Source organism: Streptomyces sp. KL116D, assembly GCF_030766975.1.
Taxonomy (GTDB): Bacteria; Actinomycetota; Actinomycetes; order Streptomycetales; family Streptomycetaceae; genus Streptomyces; species Streptomyces longispororuber_A.
Genome location: NZ_JASERH010000138.1, coordinates 1 through 18017 on the forward strand (window position 1 = coordinate 1; position 18017 = coordinate 18017).

The window sequence follows — 18017 nt, forward strand, 5'->3', positions numbered from 1 at the left end:
CCGCGGGAGCCGTGGCGGCCGCGGGGGCCGTGGGCGGCGCGCTCGCGGGGCGGGGCACGGGGGCTGCCGCTCGGGGCGCCGGAGGGGCCGGGGCGGGGACGGGCGCCGGCGGCGCGAACCGGGCGGGCGGGGTCGACGACGGTGCGGGCGGGGGCGCCTGGTGCGGCACGGGGGCCGTGTCCAGGGCGACGAAGAGCGCGTCCGCCGGTCCTGACCGGGCGGCGGCCTCCTCGTGGAGGCGGGACAGGGGCGGGCGTTCGCCGGTGCGCCAGACGTCGGCGTACGCCTTGAGATAGGCGGGCGTCAGCGTCGTACGGCGGCGCGGCGGCGGCACGACGCGGCCGAACAGGCGGACGCCGTGGCCGAGTCCGAGGCCGCCCGTCCGCACGTGCTGCCAGGCGTCCGCGTCGGCGACGAGATCGAGGACGACGGTCGTGGTGTGCGGGCGGCGCAGGGCGAGTTCACCGGTCAGCCAGTGCCAGGGCAGCGCCGTGTAGCGCAGCGTCGACGGCGTGGTCCTGGCCAGGGCCAGGTGCAACAGGTGCTGGCGGTGGTCGAGGTGGAGCTGGCCCGTGACGTAGACGTGCAGCGGTCCGGGCAGCGCGGCGGCCGTGCGGAGGCGGGTGAGCACGGTCTGCGGGTCGAGCGGGTCGGCGAGTTCGACGACGGTGGCCGCCGCCGTGCCGGTGAGCGCGCTCGGCGGCACCGCCGCGAGCGCGGGCAGCACGGCGGCCGCGTCGATGAGGCACCCCTTCCCGGCGGGGGCGGCCGCGAGCAGCAGCGCCGTCCCCGGCTCCGTGGGGTGTGTCTCGTTGTTGCCTTGCGCATTGATCACCACGACAGCACCGTAACCGGAACTCGGCACGGGACGCGCCGCTCACACGGTCCCCAACTGGTCCGCCTACGGGCGGTTTTCGGCCCTTTTCGACCACGCGCCCCGGCCTCGTGGCTCCTCCCGGACACGGGCGTGCCGCGGTTCGGTGTCGCGCCGCGCCGCCACCCGCACCCCGTGGATCGGTCACGCGTCCGCCGTCACCCGCGATTCACGCACGACGGCCCGGAGCATCAGGGCGAGCAGGCCCGCCCCCGCGCCGACGGCGAGGGTGTGCTCGGCGAGGGCGAGCGGCATGCGCTGGTAGGGCTCGTAGTCGCCGGGCCGCAGGACGGCCCACAGCAGGCGCCACGCGTTCCACGCGAACAGGGAACCGGAGCCGACGAAGGCGAGCGTGACGGCGGCCCATCGAGGCGTGCCGGGCAGCAGGCGTCCGGCGAGCAGCCACGCGCCGAGGGTGCCGAGCACGGCCCACAGGGCACCGTTGCCGAACAGCAGCCGGATGCTCAACTCCCAGGCGGGTGAACCCGGTCGGAGACCGGCACGGCCTCCCGCCGACCAGTACAGCCAGAGTGCGGCGGGGGCCAGTGCGGCGGCGCTCAGGGTGAGCAGCCGCGGCAGGCCGACGGCGGACGTGGTGCGACCGGTCGTCCCGCGGAAGGCGTGCTGCCAGCGGGACCGGAGGTAGAGGGGCAGGGCGACGGCGATCCCGACGGCCATGCCGGCGAAGCCGATCGTGATCAGGGCCGATTCCCAGCCGGGCAGGCCGTTCCCGCCACCCCCACCGTCCCCACCGCTCTCGTCCCGCCCCTGGTCCGCTCCGCCGCCCAGGTCGGCACCGGCCGCGCCGAGGGCCGTGAGCACCACCCCGTACGGCACGAGGGAGCCGAGGAATCCGCAGGCCGTCCAGGCGAAGAAGAGGACGGCGGGCGCGGGCAGCCGGCGGCCGAACGGCAGGGCGAGGCCGAGGCCCAGAGCGACGCCGACCGCGGCCATCACGACGGTGACCGCGTTGAGCAGGACCCACTCCCCCGGGCTCGACCGGGCCTCGTCGGGGCCGCCACCGAAGAGGCCGACGGCGACCCAGACCACTTTGACGCCGAGGTAGAGGGAGAGGGCGGCGGCCGCGCCGAGGCCCGCACACCGCTGCACGGTGGATGCGTTCATGATCGGAGTGTCGTGGCGCGGGTGCGCCCGACGCGTCCGCCGCCGGGACGGTCCGCCTCCGCCGCGCGGCGGAGGCGGCGGCCCGGTCAACCTCCCTGCGGGACCGCCGTGTTCGTGGCCAGCGCGGCGCGCAGCCAGTCGTGGGCGGCGCCCATCGTCGGCGGTGCGGACGGGTCGACGGCCGCACTCAGCTGCCAGAAGCGGTCGACGTCCGGGTCGGCGGTGCGGTCCAGGAGCACGGCGAGCAGCCGCCTGAACGCGGGTGTGTCCCGGGCGAGTTGGGCCCCGGCGTGCGCGGCGACGAACGCGTCGAGGGCGGCGCCGGGTCCGGGCTCGCTGCCCGCGGCGAGCTCGGCGGCGCCCAACGCGTAGGCCACGCCGAGGCCTTCGTACAGGGCGACCGGATCACATCCCGCGTCGCGTGCCGGTGGGCGTGGGGCGACGGAGGTGCGGGCGTGCGCGTGCAGCCGGGCGTAGGCGAGGAGCCGGTCGGGGGCCGGGTCGGTGGGCGGGATGCGGACGGCGGCGTCGACGATGGCCGTGGAGAGCTTCCGCGGCAGTCTGCGCAGCGGGAGGCGGCGGCGCCAGAACCGGGCGAGTTCGGTGGGGTCCGGGGGCAGCGGGGCGGCGGCGACGACGGCGAGCCGTTCGGCGCGCTCGGCCGGCGAAGCGGACTCCTCGACGAGCCGCAGCGCGCTCTCGCGCCAGCGCAGCACGGCGAGTTCGTCCCGTACGCCGACGAGGTGGCGGGCGACGGCGTCCCGCAGGGCGGAGTCGCCGCGCAGCGCGCGCTCGATGTCGGGGACCGGCACGTCCAGGGTGCGCAACGCCCTGATCGTGCGCAGCTGTTGGAGCGCTTCGGCGCCGAACCGGCGGTGTCCGCCGGTGGTGCGCGGCAACTGGGGCAGCAGGCCGCGGTCGGCGTAGAACCGGACGGTCTTCACGCTCGTACCGGCCCGCTCGGCGAGTTCCCCGATGCCCATCTCGTGCTCCGGCGCCACGGTTGAACCTCCCTTCGGGGGAGTTCCTACGGTACGTCCGTCCACGACGCGTCTCAGGAGAAGGGGTCGACGCACCATGACGGCATTCGTGCTGGTGTCCGGGGGGTACACGGCGGGCTGGATCTGGCGGGACGTGGCCGCGGTGCTGCGCGGCGACGGGCACCAGGTGTACCCGGCGACGCTGACGGGCCTCGGCGACCGGCGCCATCTCGCCCGGCCCACGACCGGTCTCGACACCCACGTGGAGGACCTGGTCCAGCTCGTCGACCACGTGCCCGAACACGACGTGGTCCTGGTCGGGCACTGTTACGGGATCCATCCGGCGCTGGGCGCGGCCTCCCGCAGGCCGGAGCGGGTCGTGCGCCTGGTGTATCTCGACGCGGGGCTGCCCGCTGACGGGGACAGCTGCATGGACCTGGTCACGGACGAGGTGCGCGGCTACCTCCTCGCGCGGGCGGCGGCGGAGGGCGACGGGGTGCGCGTGCCGCCGCCCCCGCTGTCGGAGGCCCGCGTCTGGGGCGACCTGCACGATCTGGACGCGGACGCGCGCGAGCGGCTCGCCGGGTACGCGGCGCCGATGCCGCTGGGGGTGCTGACGCAGCCGCTGCGCATGGCGGCGCCGCTCGATCCCGAACTGCCGACGACGGGCGTCTTCTGCACGCTCGGCGGGGGTCCCGGCATCGCCACGATCGCGTCGCTCGTGGCCACGGGCGATCCCCGGTTCGCGCCCCTCGCACGGCCCACCGTGGGGTACTTCGAGCTGGCCACGGGTCACTGGCCGATGCTGTCGGCGCCGCGGGAGGTGGCCGGCGTGCTGCTGCGGGCCGCGGCGGACGAGGGCGAGCGGCTGACTGCCGAAAAGGCCGCCGGAGAAGCCTCCGGGGAGGCCGCCGGGGAGGCCGCCGCCGGGTGACTCCACGTGCGGCACTCCCCGGATCCGGCGAAGCTGAGGGGCATGGACGGACTGGACGGATACCCCTCGGTCGTCGTGCACGCGGCCCAGCCCGGCGGGCGCCGGGTCTACATCCGGGGCGAGGACGCGGGGCTCGCCACCTCGGTGGCGGACGTCGTGGAGTTCCTGCGGCGAGCCGGGCTTGCCGGCGCGCCGCTCGACGACCCGGACGTCGTCGAGTGGCGCGGCGGCGGCACCGCGATCTGGCCCGCGCGGGCCGACGACCCGGACGAAGGTCAGACCCTGTGACCTCTGTGCCCGCCGCGTCGGCCGTGCCCTGCGAGTGACTCTGAGTGACCGGACGTCTCAGCGGTAGCCGGTGACGTCGGCCGGTTTCCCGGTGTCCTGGACCTCCACGAGGTAGCGCCAGGCGTCGGGCCTGCTGCCGTCGAGGTCCGTGAAGCCGTAGACCTGGGCGAGTCCGCCGCTGGACTGCGACGTCCCGTTGAACCGGGCGACGTCCGGGTCCGCGGCGAGCGCGGCGACGGCCCGGCCGACGTAGTGCGGGGTCTCGGAGATGGCGAAGTGCGGCTGGTCCGTGAGCGCGTCCCGCCAGTTCTCCTCGGTGACCCCGAACGCGTCGAGCATGATCTCCGACCGCATCCAGCCCGGGGTGAGGGCGACGGCCGTGGCGCCGCGCGGGCCGAGCTCGTGGCCGAGGGAGAAGGCCATCCGCAGCACGGAGTTCTTGGCCAGGTCGTAGAAGAAGGAGTTGCGGTAGTTCACGCCGTTGTAGTCGGCGGTGCCGTCCGTCACCTCGACGTGCAGACCGCCCGGCCTGCGCAGCAGCAGCGGCAGCGCGAAGTGGCTGGTGATGGCGTGCGTCTCGACGGCCAGGCGGTGCAGCCTGAGCCCCTTGTCGAGGTCGTGCTCCCAGACGGGCTGGTCCCAGCCGAAGAGGTGCTCGCCGCCCCAGATGTCGTTGACGAGCACGTCGAGCCCGTCCTGTTCCGCGCCGATGCGGTCGACGAGCGCCTTGACCTGGTCCTGCTCCAGGTGGTCGGTGGGCACGGCGATGCCCCGGCCGCCCGCCGCGGTGACCAGGTCCGCGGTGTCCTCGATGGTCTCGGCCCGGTCGTACTCGGAGCGCCTGGTCCGGGTGGTGCGGCCGGTGACGTAGACGGTGGCGCCCGCCGCGCCCAGCTCCACGGCGATGCCGCGGCCCGCGCCCCGGGTGGCGCCCGCGACGAGGGCCACCTTCCCGCGCAGCGGCGCGTCGGCGGTGCGGTCGTCCCCGGGTTCCGGAGTCGTCCGGGGTTCCCCTGCCATCCGGGATTCCTGTGTCATGCGGTGTCTCCCATGCCCTGCGGTCGGCCTCGTGGACGGCCTTGAGCGGCGTCCTGCAACGTCGTCGAGCATCGCGTCGAATCCCGACATCTCCTGTCCGACTTCCCGTACGGATGGGCGTCCGGGGTGCGCCACCACCCTCAGGAATACCCCCATGGGTATATTTGATACCCTCGGGGGTATAGAGTGGCGAGGGTCGCAGGAGGTTGTCGTGAAGGTTGTCGTCGTCGGAGGCGTGGCGGGCGGAATGTCCGCGGCCACCCGGCTGCGCCGTCTCGACGAGCAGGCGGAGATCGTCGTGCTGGAGCGCGGCGCCCACGTCAGCTACGCGAACTGCGGCCTGCCGTACTTCCTGGGCGGCGTCATCGAGGGCCGGGACGCGCTGCTCGTACAGACCCCCGAGGCCCTGCACGCCCGGTTCCGGATCGACGTCCGGGTCCGGCACGAGGCCGTCGCCGTGGACCGCGACGCACGGACCGTGCGGGTGCGGGACCTGGTGACCGGCGAGGAGTGCACGGAGTCGTTCGACCGTCTGGTGCTCAACCCCGGAGCGCGGCCGTTCGTGCCGCAACTGCCGGGCGTGGAGCGGGCGTTCACGCTGCGGGACGTCTCGGACACCGACCGGATCGCCGCCGAGCCGACCGCCGGTGCGCGCACGGCCGCGGTCGCCGGCGCCGGCTTCATCTGCGTCGGCGTCCGCACGGCCGCCGAGCACGGCCGCGGCGCCATCCCCGGCGCGCTGAACATCCCGCTCGACGAGTTGCGCGAGCGTGCCGCCGAGCTGCCCGACGGCGACCTCGTCGTCCACTGCCAGGTCGGGCTGCGCGGCCACACGGCCCTGCGGCTGCTCGCCGGACTCGGCCGCGACGCCGCGAACCTCGACGGTGGCTTCGCCACCTGGTCCGCAGGTCAGGCCGCATGACCCCCACACCCCCGTCCGTCCCGCACACCACCTCACCCGGGAGAAGCATGAGCACCACCCTCACCCCCACCGAACTGCACGCCCGCCCCACGGACAGCACGCTCGTCCTCGACGTGCGCGCCCCCGGCGAGTTCGCGTCCGGTCACGTCCCCGGCGCGGTGAACGTGCCGGCCGAGCACCTGGACGAGCTGCTGCCCGACCTGCGGTCCGCGGCCGAGCGCCGCCGCATCGTCGTGGTCTGCGCGGCCGGCTCGCGCTCCGCCGCGGCCTGCGCGAAGCTCGCCGACGCGGGCGTCGAGGCCGTCGGTCTCGCGGGTGGCACGCAGGCCTGGACCGCCGATGGACGGCCGGTCGACACGGTCGAGCGCGCGGGCCGCAGCGTGTGGGCGATGGACCGCCAGGTGCGGTTCGCCGCCGGCTCGCTCGTGCTGGCCGGTCTCGCCCTCGGCCGCCGCGCGCCGAAGGGCCGCCTCCTCGCCGCCGGCATCGCGTCGGGCCTGGTCTACTCCGGCCTGAGCAACACCTGCGGGATGGCCGCCATGCTCGGCAAGCTCCCGTTCAACCGGCCCGAGCCCGGCGCCCTGGACGCGGCCCGCGCCGCCCTGCGCTCATGAAGGGCCCCGACAACCCGGAGGCGATGGACGCGGTCCTCAAGCGGCTGCGGCGCGCCCAGGGCCAGCTGGCCGGGGTCATCGCGATGATCGAGGCGGGCCGCGACTGCAAGGACGTGGTCACGCAACTCGCCGCCGTCTCCCGGGCGTTGGACCGGGCCGGCTTCAAGATCATCGCATCCGGCATGCGGGACTGCATGAACGCGGCGGACGGCGAGCAGCCGCCGCTCAGCGAGGACGAGCTGGAGAAGCTGTTCCTGTCGCTGGCGTGAGCCCCGTCGCCGCACCGGTCCCCCTCCGGTGCGGCGACGGCCCGCGCGGGCACCACCACGCCCCGGACCGGACGGGTCACGTCCTGGACCGGCTCGGCGGGGCCACTTCCGGGCCGCCCCGCCGAGCCGGGGTTCTCAGGCGGCGCGCCGCACCCGTGCGCCGTGGCGGCGCACGATGTCCGCGTACCGGTGCCCGCTGCCCTTGATGGTGCGGGCCTGCGTCGCGTAGTCGACGTGGACGAGGCCGAACCGCTTGTCGTAGCCGTACGCCCACTCGAAGTTGTCGAGCAGCGACCACGCGAAGTACCCGGCGAGCGGCGCTCCCTTGCGGACCGCGCGGGCACACGCCGCGAGGTGGTTCACCAGGTACTCCTCGCGCTCCGGATCGTCGACGGTCCCGTCGGGGCGGACGACGTCCGGGTACGCGGAGCCGTTCTCCGTGACGTACAGCTTGCGGGCGCCGTACTCGTGGGTGAGGCGCAGCAGCAGCGACTCGATGCCGTCGGCGTCGACCTCCCAGTCCATGCCGGTGCGCGGCACGCCGAGGCGGCGCACGGCGTCGGCGTACGGGGCGGGGCCCGCCGGGTGGTCGGCGACGGCGGACGGGAAGTAGTAGTTCAGGCCCAGCCAGTCCAGCGGCTCGGCGATGGTCGCCAAGTCCCCTGCCCGCTCCGGGAGTTCGACCCCGTACACGTCGATCATGTCGGCCGGGAAGCCGCGGCCGTGCACCGGGTCGAGCCACCAGCGGTTGGCGTGGCCGTCCATGCGGTGGGCGGCGGCGACGTCCTCGGGCCGGTCGGTGGCGGGGGCGACCTGCGCGAGGTTGTTGACGATGCCGACCTCGGCGCCCGGCACCGCGGCGCGGATGGCCTGGGTGGCGAGGCCGTGTCCGAGGAGCAGGTGGTAGGAGGCGCGGACGGCGGCGGTCAGGTCGGTCCAGCCGGGGGCCATCCGCCCTTCCAGGTGGCCGATCCACGCCGAGCACAGCGGTTCGTTGAGCGGCGTCCAGTGCTTCACGCGGTCGCCGAGGCGCTCGGCGACCACGGCCGCGTAGGCGGCGAAGTGCTCGGCGGTCTCCCGCTCGGGCCAGCCGCCCCGGTCCTGGAGCACCTGCGGCAGGTCCCAGTGGTACAAGGTGACGGACGGCGTGATGCCCTCGGCGAGCAGCGCGTCGATCACCTGGTCGTAGAAGTCCAGGCCCTTGGGGTTCACGGGTCCGTCGCCGCCGGGCACGATGCGCGGCCAGGCGACGGACAACCGGTAGGCGTTCGTGCCCAGTTGCTTCATCAGCGCGATGTCGTCGCGCCACCGGTGGTAGTGGTCGCAGGCGACGTCTCCGTGGTCGTCGTTGTCGATCTTCCCCGGGGTGTGCGAGAAGGTGTCCCAGATCGAGGGCGAGCGGCCGTCCTCGGCGACGGCTCCCTCGATCTGGTACGCGGAGGTGGCCGTGCCCCACAGGAAGTCGTGCGGGAAGGCGGAAAGATCCACGGAGGAGTGGGGGTCGGACACAGGGTTCCTTTCGGAGGACCGTACGGGGGTACGGGAGTCGGTCACTTGACGGCACCGGCGGTCAGGCCGGTGACGAGGTAGCGCTGCAGCAGCAGGAAGCCGGCCACGACGGGCACGCTGACCACCAGCGAGGCGGCCATGATCTGGTTCCAGTACACGTCGTTGAGGTTGGCGTAGGCGCCGAGGCCGACCGAGAGCGTGCGGGTCGTCTCGTTCGTCATGACGGAGGCGAAGAGCACTTCTCCCCAGGCGGTCATGAAGGAGTACACGGCGACCGCGACGATGCCGGGGATGGCGGCCGGCACGATGATCCGGAACAGCGCGCCGAGCGGGCCGCAGCCGTCGACGAGGGCCGCCTCGTCGAGGTCGCGCGGCACGGACTCGAAGTAGCCGATGAGCATCCAGATCGAGAACGGCAGCGTGAACGTCATGTAGGTGAGGATCAGTCCGCCGCGCGAGCCGAACAGGGCGATCCCGGTGGCGTTGCCGATGTTGACGTAGATGAGGAACAGCGGCAGCAGGAAGAGGATGCCGGGCAGCATCTGCGTCGACAGGACGGTCACCGTGAAGACGCGCTTGCCGCGGAAGCGGTAGCGGCTGACCGCGTACGCGGCGAACACGGCGATGATCACCGAGCAGACCGTCGCGGCGCCCGCCACGATCACCGAGTTCGTGAAGTACTTGGCGAGCGGGACGGTCGACCAGATGTCGATGTAGGGCCGGATGGTGAGTCCGCTGGGGATCCACCGGAACTCGCCCTGGACGTCCTGGAGCGGCTTGAGCGAGCTGGACACCATGACGAACACGGGCAGCAGCACGAAGCCGGCGAGCAGCGTCAGGAAGATCCGGCGGGACCACACGAAGGAGCGGGGCGCCGCCATCGGCGACCGGTGCCGCACAGTGGTGTCAGACATCGGCGGTCTTCCTTCCCCGCGAGGTGAGCGCCAGGTACACGCCCGTCACGACGAGCAGGAACAGCAGGAGCAGGACGGACATGGCGGAGCCGGTACCGAAGTTCCAGGTGACGAACGACGACTGGTAGATGTGGACCGAGATGAGGTCCGCGGCCTCGGGCGCCGCCTTGCCGAACATCACGTACGGCGTGTTGAAGTCGTTGAACGTCCACAGGAACAGGACGAGCACGAGGACCTGGTTGACGGGGCGCAGCGACGGCAGCGTGATGCGGCGCAGCTGCTGCCACAGACCCGCCCCGTCCAGCGCGGCGGCCTCGTACATCTCCTTGGGGATGTTCTGCAGGCCGGCCATCACGATGAGGAAGGCGAACGGCCAGCCCTTCCACACGGACACGGTGAGCAGCGCGTAGAAGCTGTTGTCGCCGATGAGCCAGAACGACGGCTTGTCGGTGACGCCGAGCTGGTCGTGCAGGACGTGGTTCACCAGGCCGTTGTCGTGCTGGAACATGAAGACCCAGGTGATCACGGCGGCGTAGACGGGCAGCGCGTACGGGATCAGGAACAGGGCGCGCAGGATGCCGCGGCCCTTGAACGTCTCCTGCATGTAGACCGCCGCCGCCGTGCCGATGGCCCAGCACAGGCCGACCGAGAGCACCGTGAACAGGACGGTGACGAAGAAGGAGTGGAGCAGGGCCTGGCCGACGGGTGCGTCGAAGTCGACGGCGATCTTGAAGTTGTCGAAGCCGGACCAGGGCGCGGAGTTCCAGTCGCGGATGTAGAACTGGGTGAGTTCCCGGAAGCTCATCACGATGCCCATGACCATCGGGATGAGGTGGACGAGCAGTTCGAGGACGAGCGCGGGCAGCAACAGCAGGTACGGCAGGCCGATCCGGCGGATCCGCCCGGGGCGGCGGCTCTTGCCGCGCGCCGCCCCGGGGGTCTTCTTGCCGACAGCCCGCCCCTCCCCCGCCTCGGCGGGGGACGTGGCGGTCGTGGTCATGTCGGTCTCCGCACTCACTTCGTCGGCATCGACTGCTGCGCCTTGGTCAGCGCGGCCTTCACGGACTCGGTGGTGACCGGCTTGCCCGCGGCGGCGTCGGCGAAGAGCTCCTTCACGGCCGTGCCGACGGCGGTCTCGAACTGCGACTCGTCGGCGACCTGCGGCAGCGGCGCCGCGCTCTTGGCGAGGGTCTCCTTGAGGACGCCGGTGGACTGGGCGTTGAACGCCGGGTCCTCCTGGGCGGCCTTGACCGGCGGGATCGAGCCGTAGGTCTTGTTGAGGAGCTTGGACTCCTCGTCGCTCGTCATGAACTTGACGAACTTCGTGGCGCCGTCGAGGTTCTTGCTGTTCTTGAAGACGGCGATGTTGATGCCGGCGACCATGGAGTTGACGTTCTGGCCCTGGCCGGGGGCGCCGGACTGGACGGGCGCGGGCACGACGCCCCACTCGTCGTCCTTCATGCCCTGCGACTTGAAGGTGGACGCGGCGGCCTGCCACAGCACCATCGCGGTCTTGTTCTTCGAGAAGTCGCTCAGGGACTGGTTCTGCGCGTACTCGGCGTTGCCGGGCGCGATGATCTTGTCCTTGGCCATCAGGTCGACGTACTGTTTCACGGCCGCGACCGCGCCGTCGGAGGTGAAGTCGGGCTTGCCGTCGGCGGTGAACCAGTCGGCGCCGTGCTGCTTGGCGAGGACGAAGACCTGGTGGATGTTGTTGGACAGGTTCGAGCCCTCGGCGGCGAGGCCCCACTTGCCGTTCTTGGAGATCTTCTTGCCGTCGGCGACGACCTCGTCCCAGGTCGTCGGGGGCTTGGATATCCCGGCGTCCTTGAACATCTTCTTGTTGTAGTAGAGCGCGTACGACATCGAGTACAGCGGGACCGCGGCCGGGTCCTTGCCCTGGGCGCCGGCCGAGCCGATCGCCGACTCGACGAACCGGTCCTTGCCGCCGATCTTGTCGAAGTTCTTCGCGTCCCACGGCAGCAGGGCGCCGCTCGCCTGGAGCGAGGCGCTCCAGGTGTTGCCGATGTTGAGGACGTCGGGGCCCTGGCCCGACGTGGTCGCGGTGAGGATCCGGTTGAGCAGGTCCGACCACGGGATGACTTCGAGCTTGACCTTGATCCCGGTCTGCTTCTCGAACTTGTCGAGCTCGGGCTGGAGGACCTTCTTGTCCACCGCGATGCTGGCGCCCTGGTTCGACGCCCAGTACGTGAGCGTCTTCGGGGAGTCGTTGGACCCGCCGCCCGAGGACGAGCCACCGCCGCAGGCGGTCGCGGTGAGGGCGAGCGTGAGGGTGGCGGCACCGACGGCTGCGGCTCGGATTCTGCTCATGGCTCCAGGTGTCCCTTATCCGGAGGAACCCCGACCGCGTCCCTACACCGTGCTCGCATGGCGAGTTCAAGTAGTGAACGCCCTCAGGGCTTAATTTAGGCTGTGAGTTAAGCCGCAAGGGAACGGGGCGTCAAGGGCTCCGACAGGGGTATCTTGCGGCGTGTGGCGTGTGGTTGAGGCTTTGTCGGTGCGAGGAGAGGGAGAACATGGCCGGTCGGAACGGGCGTACGGTGCACGACCTGCGGCGGGAGAACCGGGCAGCCCTCTTGCAACAGTTGTATTTCGATGGGCCACTGAGTCGGTACGAGCTGGGTCCGGCCACCGGGTTGAGTTCAGGTTCCGTCAGTAATGTGATGGCGGAGCTGGTCGCCGAGGGACTGGTCGAGGAGGCGGGCAGCGTCGAGTCCGACGGCGGCCGCCCGCGCACCCTGCTGCGGATCGCGCCGGACAGCGGGCTGCTCATCGGCGTGGACGTCGGCGAGAACCTGGTCCGCGTCGAGCTCTTCGACCTGGTGCTCACCGAACTCGCCCGGGCCGAAAGGCCGTTGACGCCACGCGACGGCTACGCGGTGGACGTGGTCGTGGACCACATACGCGACGGCATCGCCGAGGTGCTCGCCGCGGCCGGCGCGGATCCGGCGCGGCTGCTCGGCGCGGGCGTCGGGGTGCCCGGCATCGTCGCCCGGGACCCCGAGCACGGGGCCGTGGTGCACGGCCAGACGATCGGCTGGCGCGCGGTCCCGCTCGAACGCATGCTCAGGGAGCGCTCCCAACTCCCCGACACCGCGCCGTACTTCATCGACAACGGGGCCAAGACGCTCGGCCAGGCGGAGATGTGGTTCGGCGCGGGGCGCGGCGCGGCCAGCGCCGTGGTCGTGCTGTTCGGCTCCGGTGTCGGCGCCTGCGTGGTCACCGAGGAGGGCGCCCAGGGGCGGGCCGTGGAGTGGGGGCATCTGACCGTACGGGTGCGCGGGCGGCGGTGCCGCTGCGGGGCGCTCGGCTGCCTGGAGGCGTACGCGGGGGCGCAGGCCCTGGTCGAGCGGTGGCGGGAGGCGGGCGGTGAGCCGAGCGGCGACGAGGAGGGCGCGCTGACCGAACTGCTCGACGCGGCCTACGGGGACCGGGCCGCACCGCACGAGCGGGCCCGGGCCGCCGCCGTCCTGGACGAGACCGCCGAGTACCTGGGGGCCGGGCTCTCCGACCTGGTCAACCTCTTCCAGCCGGAGCGGATCCTGATCGGCGGCTGGGCCGGACTGCGCCTCGGCCCGCGGTTCCTGGACGCGGTACGGCGGCACGTCGGGGCGTACGCGCTCGACTATCCGGTGGGTCGGGTCGGCGTCGCGATGGGGCGGCTCGGCCCGGACGCGGTGACGGTGGGCGCGGCGACGCTCCCGCTGGCGGCGTTCTTCGCGCGCGGCGGCCGGCGGGCCGAGCCGGCCCCGATCCAGGAACTGGCCGGGTGGCGGCGGGCGTTGGTGGCGCGCCGGACCTGACGATCCCCCGCCCCGCCACCCCCGGCAACCTTTTGCCTCGTCGTGACGACACGGACATGAATCGGCAACATCCGTTGCCCGACGACGAGTTGGGGAGACCACGATGAGACGACCCGTAGCGCTGCGACTCTCCGCGGCGCTGGCCGCGACCGCCCTCGCCGGGGGAATCAGTGTGGCACTGTCCGCGAACGAGGCGTCCGCGGCCGTCACCGCCACCGGTTACGCGAGCCAGAACGGCGGGACGAGCGGAGGCGCGGGCGGCGCGACCGTGAAGGCCACCACCGGAACGCAGATCCACCAGGCCCTGTGCAACCGCGCCGCCAAGGACACCCCGATCACCATCCAGGTCGAGGGCACGATCAACCACGGCAACACCAGCAAGGTGTCGGGCGACAGCTGCAACACCGCCGACGGCGTGATCGAGCTCAAGCAGATCAAGAACGTCACGCTCGTCGGCGTCGGCAACGGCGCCGTCTTCGACCAACTCGGCATCCACATCCGCGAGTCGAGCAACATCATCATCCAGAACGTGACCGTCCAGAACGTCAAGAAGTCCGGCTCTCCCACGTCGAACGGCGGCGACGCGATCGGCATGGAGAGCAACGTCCGCAACGTCTGGGTCGACCACGTCAGCCTGCTGGCGTCGGGCGGCGAGTCCGAGGGCTACGACGGACTCTTCGACATGAAGAACAACACCCAGTACGTGACGCTGTCGTACAGCACCCTGCGCAACTCCGGCCGCGGCGGCCTGGTCGGCTCCAGCGAGTCCGACCTCTCGAACGGCTACATCACCTACCACCACAACCTGTACGAGAACATCGACTCGCGCGCCCCGCTGCTGCGCGGCGGCACGGCCCACATCTACAACAACTCGTACGTGAGCCTGAACGAGTCCGGCATCAACTCGCGGGCCGGCGCCAAGGCGAAGGTCGACAACAACTACTTCAAGAACTCCAAGGACGTGCTCGGCACGTTCTACACCGACGCCGCCGGGTACTGGCAGGTCAGCGGTAACGTCTTCGACAACGTGACCTGGTCGGAGCCCGGTGACGAGAACAACCCGGCGGGCCCCGACCCGAAGTCCAACACCACCGTGTCGATCCCGTACGCGTACACCCTCGACACGGCGACCTGTGTGCCGGCCATCGTCAGCAGGACGGCGGGCGCGAACAAGGGCCTGAAGGTGTCCGACGGCAGCTGCTGACCCGCGGTTCAGCCGAGGAACAGCGGCAGCCGCGCGGCCAGGTCACCGAGCTCGGCCGACTCCGCGTCGGTCGGCGTCCGGCGTCCCGTGCCGACGAGCAGGGCGTCCCGGTCGCCGAACGACGCGGGGAACGGGGCGCCCGCGATCGTCTCCAACAGTGCCCGGGACCGCGCCAGCCCCTCCGCGGGCGGTCCCGGCACCTCCGGGAGATGGGCGGTCAGGTCGAGGTGGTGCAGCGTCCACTCCAGGACGTACGCGGTGAGGTAGTCGGCGACGGTGAGCACCTGGTCCTGGGTGCTCACCCGCGCCGCGGGGTCGGCGAGTCCGGCGGCACGGCCCGCGGCGGAGCCGACGTCGTCGAGGTGGAAGGTGAGCAGGGCCGGGTCCTGGTAGGCGGCGGCGAGCCGGACGGTCAGCGCGTCGAGCGGGTCGTCCCCGGCCGGCGCCTCGTCGGCGACGTGCCAGTACGTCGCGGCGTCGACGGTGGGTTCCGTCGTGGCCGGGGTGACGAGGGTGATCAGGACGTCCTGCGCGTCGATCACGAGATGGCACACCAGATCCCGTACGAGCCAGCCGGCGCAGCCGGACGGCCGCTCGAACGCCTCGTCCGGGAGGCCGGCGACGGCCGCGCGCAGCGCCGCCCATGACGTTGAGAAGTGATCCACGTCGGCACGGTACCCGTCACCGGTGGGCGATGTGGTTGCATGCCGCGATGGAACGCAACGGTGAGCAGCCCGCCCCGCACGTCAGGGCGCGGTGGGACGACGACCTGGCGGACTGTGTGCGCACGCTCCGCGAGGTGCACGACAAGGACGGCTACCCCGTCAACTGGCCCGCCGATCCGGCCGGTTGGCTGACCGTGCGCGGGCAGGCGGCGGCCTGGGTCGCGTCGGCGGACGAGCGGGTCGTGGGGCACGTCGTGCTGGCCGGGCCGGGCGCGGGAGACGTGGCACCCGCCCTCGTCTCACCGGGCACCGGGGTCGCGGTGGTGGGCCGGCTGTTCGTGGGCCCGGCCGCCCGGGGCCGCGGGGTGGGCGCGCTCCTGCTGGGGCGGGCGGCGCGCGAGGCCCGGCGGCTCGGCGTGCGGGCGGTGCTCGACGTCGTCGCGACCGACACCGCCGCGATCGCGCTGTACGAACGGCTCGGCTGGGAGTTCCTCGGACGCGGGCAACAGGAGTGGGGGCCGGGCGAGTTGGTCGACGTACGGTGTTACGCGGCACCGCCCGCCGCAGCCGATCCGGACTCCGAGGAGACCCCATGACCGAGACCGCGCCCGCCAGAACGGCCGAGCAGCGCAAGCAGGACACGCTCGACCGGCTCGCCGGGGAGGTGGACGCCTGGGTCGCGACGGCCGGGCCGGAGGGCGGGGCGCCGTACATGATGCCGCTGTCGTTCCTGTGGCGGGACGGCGTCGTGTGGATCTCCACGCGGGAGACCAACCCGCTGGCCCGCAATCTGCTCGCCGGCGGCACGGTCCACCTGGGCATCGGGCGGACCCGGGACGTCGTGCACGTGATCGGCGCGTGCGACGCGGTGCCGGAGGCCGAGATCTCCGCCGAGCTGGGTGACGCGTTCGCGGAGCGCACCGGTTTCGATCCGCGGGCCACGCGCGGCGCGTACGTGTACTTCGCGGTCAGGCCGGTCCGGATCCAGGCCTGGCGCGAGGCGAACGAGCTCACCGGCCGGGACCTGATGCGGGACGGGAAGTGGCTGGTCGAGGGGTGACGTGCGCGTGCCCCCGCCGCGCTGTGCTGCGCGGCGGGGGCACGGACGAGAGGGGCGCCGGGACGCGGGTCAGACGGCCGGCTCCGGCTCCTTGTCGGTGACGGCGTCGGGGCCCGCGTTCTGCGCGTGCCAGTCGGCGTTGTCGGCGAGCGGCTTCTCCTTCAGGACGAAGGCGAGGACCAGGCCGACGGCGAAGACGGGCAGCAGGTACAGGAAGATCGGGACGAGGGCTTCCTGGTACGAGTTGACGACCGTCTCGCGCAGCTCGGTGGGGAGCGCGCGGACCAGTGCGGGGGTCAGCGAGTCGCTGTCGCCGACCTTGGCCGCGGCCTCGGCCGGGATGCTCGTGGCGAGCTTGTCGGTGAGGCGGCTGGCGAACACGGCGCCGACGACGGCGGTGCCGAGGGTCGCGCCGATCTCCCGGAAGAAGTTGTTCGCGGAGGTGGCGGTGCCGACCTCCGCGCCCGGGAAGTCGTTCTGCACGGCGAGGACGAGGGTCTGCATCATCAGACCCACGCCGGCGCCGGCGAGACCGACGTACAGGCAGACCAGCCAGACCGGGTCGGACACGTCGAGCGTCGACATCAGGTAGGCGACGAGCATGATGATCGCGGTGCCGACGATCGGATAGATCTTGTAGCGGCCCGTCTTGGACATGATCGCGCCGGACGGCAGGGCGGTGCCCATGATGCCGACGACCATCGGGATCAGCAGCAGACCGGACTCCGTGGCCGACTTGCCGTAGACCATCTGCAGGTACGTAGGCATGTAGCCGACGATCGCGAACATGCCGAGGCCGATCACGATCATGCCGATCAGGGTGGCGACGTTGAAGATCGGGCTGCGGAACAGGTGCAGCGGGATGACCGGCTCCTCGGCGCGCTTCTCCGCGACGAAGAACAGCACCCAGGCGACGACCGCGCCGATGCCGAGGCCGATGACCAGCGGGTCGGACCACTCGTACTGCGTGCCGCCCCAGCTGGCGAACAGCACGGTGCAGGTGACGGCGGCCGCCATCAGCGCGGTGCCGAGGTAGTCGAGGGTGACCTGGACGGCCTTGCGCGGCAGCTTGATCGCGACGACCGCGACGAAGAAGGCGAGCACGCCGAGGGGCAGGTTGACCCAGAACGCCCAGCGCCAGGAGTGCTCGTCGGTGAACCAGCCGCCGAGCAGCGGTCCGACGACGGACGACAGACCGAACACGGCGCCCATCGGGGCCATGTACTTGGCGCGCTCGCGCGGCGGCACCAGGTCGGCGATGATCGCCTGCGAGGTGATCATGAGGCCACCGCCGCCGAGTCCCTGGAGGGCGCGGCCCGCGATGAGCGTGCCCATGTTCTGGGCGATGCCGCAGACCACGGAACCCACCAGGAACAGGGCTATGCCCGCGAGGAAGATGTTCTTGCGGCCCATGAGGTCGCCGAGCTTGCCGTAGACCGGCATGCCGATGGTGGCGGCGAGGATGTACGCGGTGGTGATCCACGCCATGTGCTCGATGCCGTTGAGCTCGCCGACGATGGTCGGCAGGGCGGTGGACACGATGGTCTGGTCGAGCGCGCCGAGCAGCATGGTCAGCATCAGCGCGGCGAAGATCAGACCGAAGTTGGCGGGTTTGGCGATGCTCTCGTCGGCGGCCGGGCCGGCGCCGGTGTCGATGCCCTCGGATGCGGGGGCGTGCGTCATTGCGGGGTACTCCGTTGATGGTGTGCGGATGGTGCTGAGGGCCCTGCGGCAGGGGAGAGCGGTCGCCGCGTACGGGTACTTCGGGGGTGGGGAGAGGTGCGTGGGTGACCGCGC

17 protein-coding genes and 2 pseudogenes are annotated in these 18017 nt (G+C 72.2%); 9 read left to right on the forward strand and 10 right to left on the reverse strand.

Features of this window, described 5'->3' with window-relative positions:
• From RBJ77_RS53155 to RBJ77_RS53165, 3 genes and pseudogenes are all read right to left on the reverse strand, one after another.
• A pseudogene (locus RBJ77_RS53155) lies at nt 1–838 on the reverse strand (hypothetical protein); the annotation flags it as partial.
• 180 nt (nt 839–1018) lie between these two features.
• Complete coding sequence (locus tag RBJ77_RS53160; protein WP_372351592.1) at nt 1019–1999, reverse strand: hypothetical protein; 981 nt, start codon at nt 1997–1999, stop codon at nt 1019–1021.
• An 86-nt stretch (nt 2000–2085) separates the two neighbouring features.
• On the reverse strand, nt 2086–3000 hold the full coding sequence (locus RBJ77_RS53165; protein WP_372351593.1) for a MerR family transcriptional regulator: 915 nt from the start codon (nt 2998–3000) through the stop codon (nt 2086–2088).
• A gap of 76 nt (nt 3001–3076) precedes the next feature.
• Here RBJ77_RS53165 and RBJ77_RS53170 point away from each other — a divergent pair, with 76 nt between their 5' ends.
• A complete protein-coding gene (locus RBJ77_RS53170; RefSeq protein ID WP_372351594.1) occupies nt 3077–3913 on the forward strand; it encodes an alpha/beta fold hydrolase in 837 nt (278 codons plus the stop codon).
• 42 nt (nt 3914–3955) lie between these two features.
• Nucleotides 3956–4201, forward strand: coding sequence for a hypothetical protein (locus RBJ77_RS53175; RefSeq protein WP_372351595.1), 246 nt, complete (start codon nt 3956–3958; stop codon nt 4199–4201).
• Nucleotides 4202–4258: 57 nt separating this feature from the next.
• Here the strand turns inward: RBJ77_RS53175 and RBJ77_RS53180 are convergent, their stop codons facing one another.
• Nucleotides 4259–5221 (reverse strand): SDR family oxidoreductase, encoded by a 963-nt coding sequence (locus RBJ77_RS53180; RefSeq protein WP_372351596.1) that lies wholly within the window; start codon nt 5219–5221, stop codon nt 4259–4261.
• 229 nt (nt 5222–5450) lie between these two features.
• Here RBJ77_RS53180 and RBJ77_RS53185 point away from each other — a divergent pair, with 229 nt between their 5' ends.
• From RBJ77_RS53185 to RBJ77_RS53195, 3 genes are read left to right on the forward strand one after another with little or no spacing between them, the layout of a single operon-like run.
• Nucleotides 5451–6161: an FAD-dependent oxidoreductase gene (locus RBJ77_RS53185; RefSeq protein WP_372351597.1), complete on the forward strand. Its 711-nt coding sequence runs from the start codon at nt 5451–5453 to the stop codon at nt 6159–6161.
• A gap of 47 nt (nt 6162–6208) precedes the next feature.
• A complete protein-coding gene (locus RBJ77_RS53190) occupies nt 6209–6775 on the forward strand; it encodes a rhodanese-like domain-containing protein (protein ID WP_372351598.1) in 567 nt (188 codons plus the stop codon).
• The gene (locus RBJ77_RS53195; protein ID WP_372351599.1) at nt 6772–7044 is read left to right on the forward strand and encodes a metal-sensitive transcriptional regulator; all 273 of its coding nucleotides are present in this window, start codon (nt 6772–6774) and stop codon (nt 7042–7044) included. Before RBJ77_RS53190 ends, RBJ77_RS53195 begins: the two co-directional genes overlap by 4 nt.
• A gap of 135 nt (nt 7045–7179) precedes the next feature.
• Here RBJ77_RS53195 and RBJ77_RS53200 read toward each other — a convergent pair whose 3' ends face one another.
• From RBJ77_RS53200 to RBJ77_RS53215, 4 genes are read right to left on the reverse strand one after another with little or no spacing between them, the layout of a single operon-like run.
• Nucleotides 7180–8553 (reverse strand): GH1 family beta-glucosidase, encoded by a 1374-nt coding sequence (locus RBJ77_RS53200; protein ID WP_372351600.1) that lies wholly within the window; start codon nt 8551–8553, stop codon nt 7180–7182.
• Nucleotides 8554–8594: 41 nt separating this feature from the next.
• Nucleotides 8595–9467 (reverse strand): carbohydrate ABC transporter permease, encoded by an 873-nt coding sequence (locus tag RBJ77_RS53205; RefSeq protein ID WP_372351601.1) that lies wholly within the window; start codon nt 9465–9467, stop codon nt 8595–8597.
• The gene (locus RBJ77_RS53210; RefSeq protein ID WP_372351602.1) at nt 9460–10467 is read right to left on the reverse strand and encodes a carbohydrate ABC transporter permease; all 1008 of its coding nucleotides are present in this window, start codon (nt 10465–10467) and stop codon (nt 9460–9462) included. The genes RBJ77_RS53205 and RBJ77_RS53210 overlap by 8 nt, the downstream gene beginning before the upstream one ends.
• A 14-nt stretch (nt 10468–10481) precedes the next feature.
• Nucleotides 10482–11798: a sugar ABC transporter substrate-binding protein gene (locus RBJ77_RS53215; RefSeq protein WP_372351603.1), complete on the reverse strand. Its 1317-nt coding sequence runs from the start codon at nt 11796–11798 to the stop codon at nt 10482–10484.
• Between the two features lie 206 nt (nt 11799–12004).
• Here RBJ77_RS53215 and RBJ77_RS53220 point away from each other — a divergent pair, with 206 nt between their 5' ends.
• Nucleotides 12005–13291, forward strand: a complete 1287-nt coding sequence (locus tag RBJ77_RS53220) for an ROK family protein (protein WP_372351604.1) — start codon at nt 12005–12007, stop codon at nt 13289–13291.
• A 103-nt stretch (nt 13292–13394) separates the two neighbouring features.
• Nucleotides 13395–14492: pseudogene (locus RBJ77_RS53225) on the forward strand (polysaccharide lyase family 1 protein); the annotation flags it as partial.
• An 11-nt stretch (nt 14493–14503) separates the two neighbouring features.
• Here RBJ77_RS53225 and RBJ77_RS53230 read toward each other — a convergent pair.
• Nucleotides 14504–15160, reverse strand: a complete 657-nt coding sequence (locus RBJ77_RS53230) for a maleylpyruvate isomerase N-terminal domain-containing protein (protein WP_372351605.1) — start codon at nt 15158–15160, stop codon at nt 14504–14506.
• A 47-nt stretch (nt 15161–15207) separates the two neighbouring features.
• Here RBJ77_RS53230 and RBJ77_RS53235 point away from each other — a divergent pair, with 47 nt between their 5' ends.
• Nucleotides 15208–15756 carry a GNAT family N-acetyltransferase gene (locus tag RBJ77_RS53235; RefSeq protein WP_372351606.1) on the forward strand — a complete coding sequence of 183 codons (549 nt, stop codon included), beginning with the start codon at nt 15208–15210 and terminating at the stop codon, nt 15754–15756.
• Nucleotides 15753–16220 carry a pyridoxamine 5'-phosphate oxidase family protein gene (locus RBJ77_RS53240; protein ID WP_372351607.1) on the forward strand — a complete coding sequence of 156 codons (468 nt, stop codon included), beginning with the start codon at nt 15753–15755 and terminating at the stop codon, nt 16218–16220. The genes RBJ77_RS53235 and RBJ77_RS53240 overlap by 4 nt, the downstream gene beginning before the upstream one ends.
• Nucleotides 16221–16289: 69 nt before the next feature.
• Here the strand turns inward: RBJ77_RS53240 and RBJ77_RS53245 are convergent, their stop codons facing one another.
• A complete protein-coding gene (locus RBJ77_RS53245) occupies nt 16290–17903 on the reverse strand; it encodes an MDR family MFS transporter (protein WP_372351608.1) in 1614 nt (537 codons plus the stop codon).
• Nucleotides 17904–18017 lie beyond the last annotated feature (114 nt).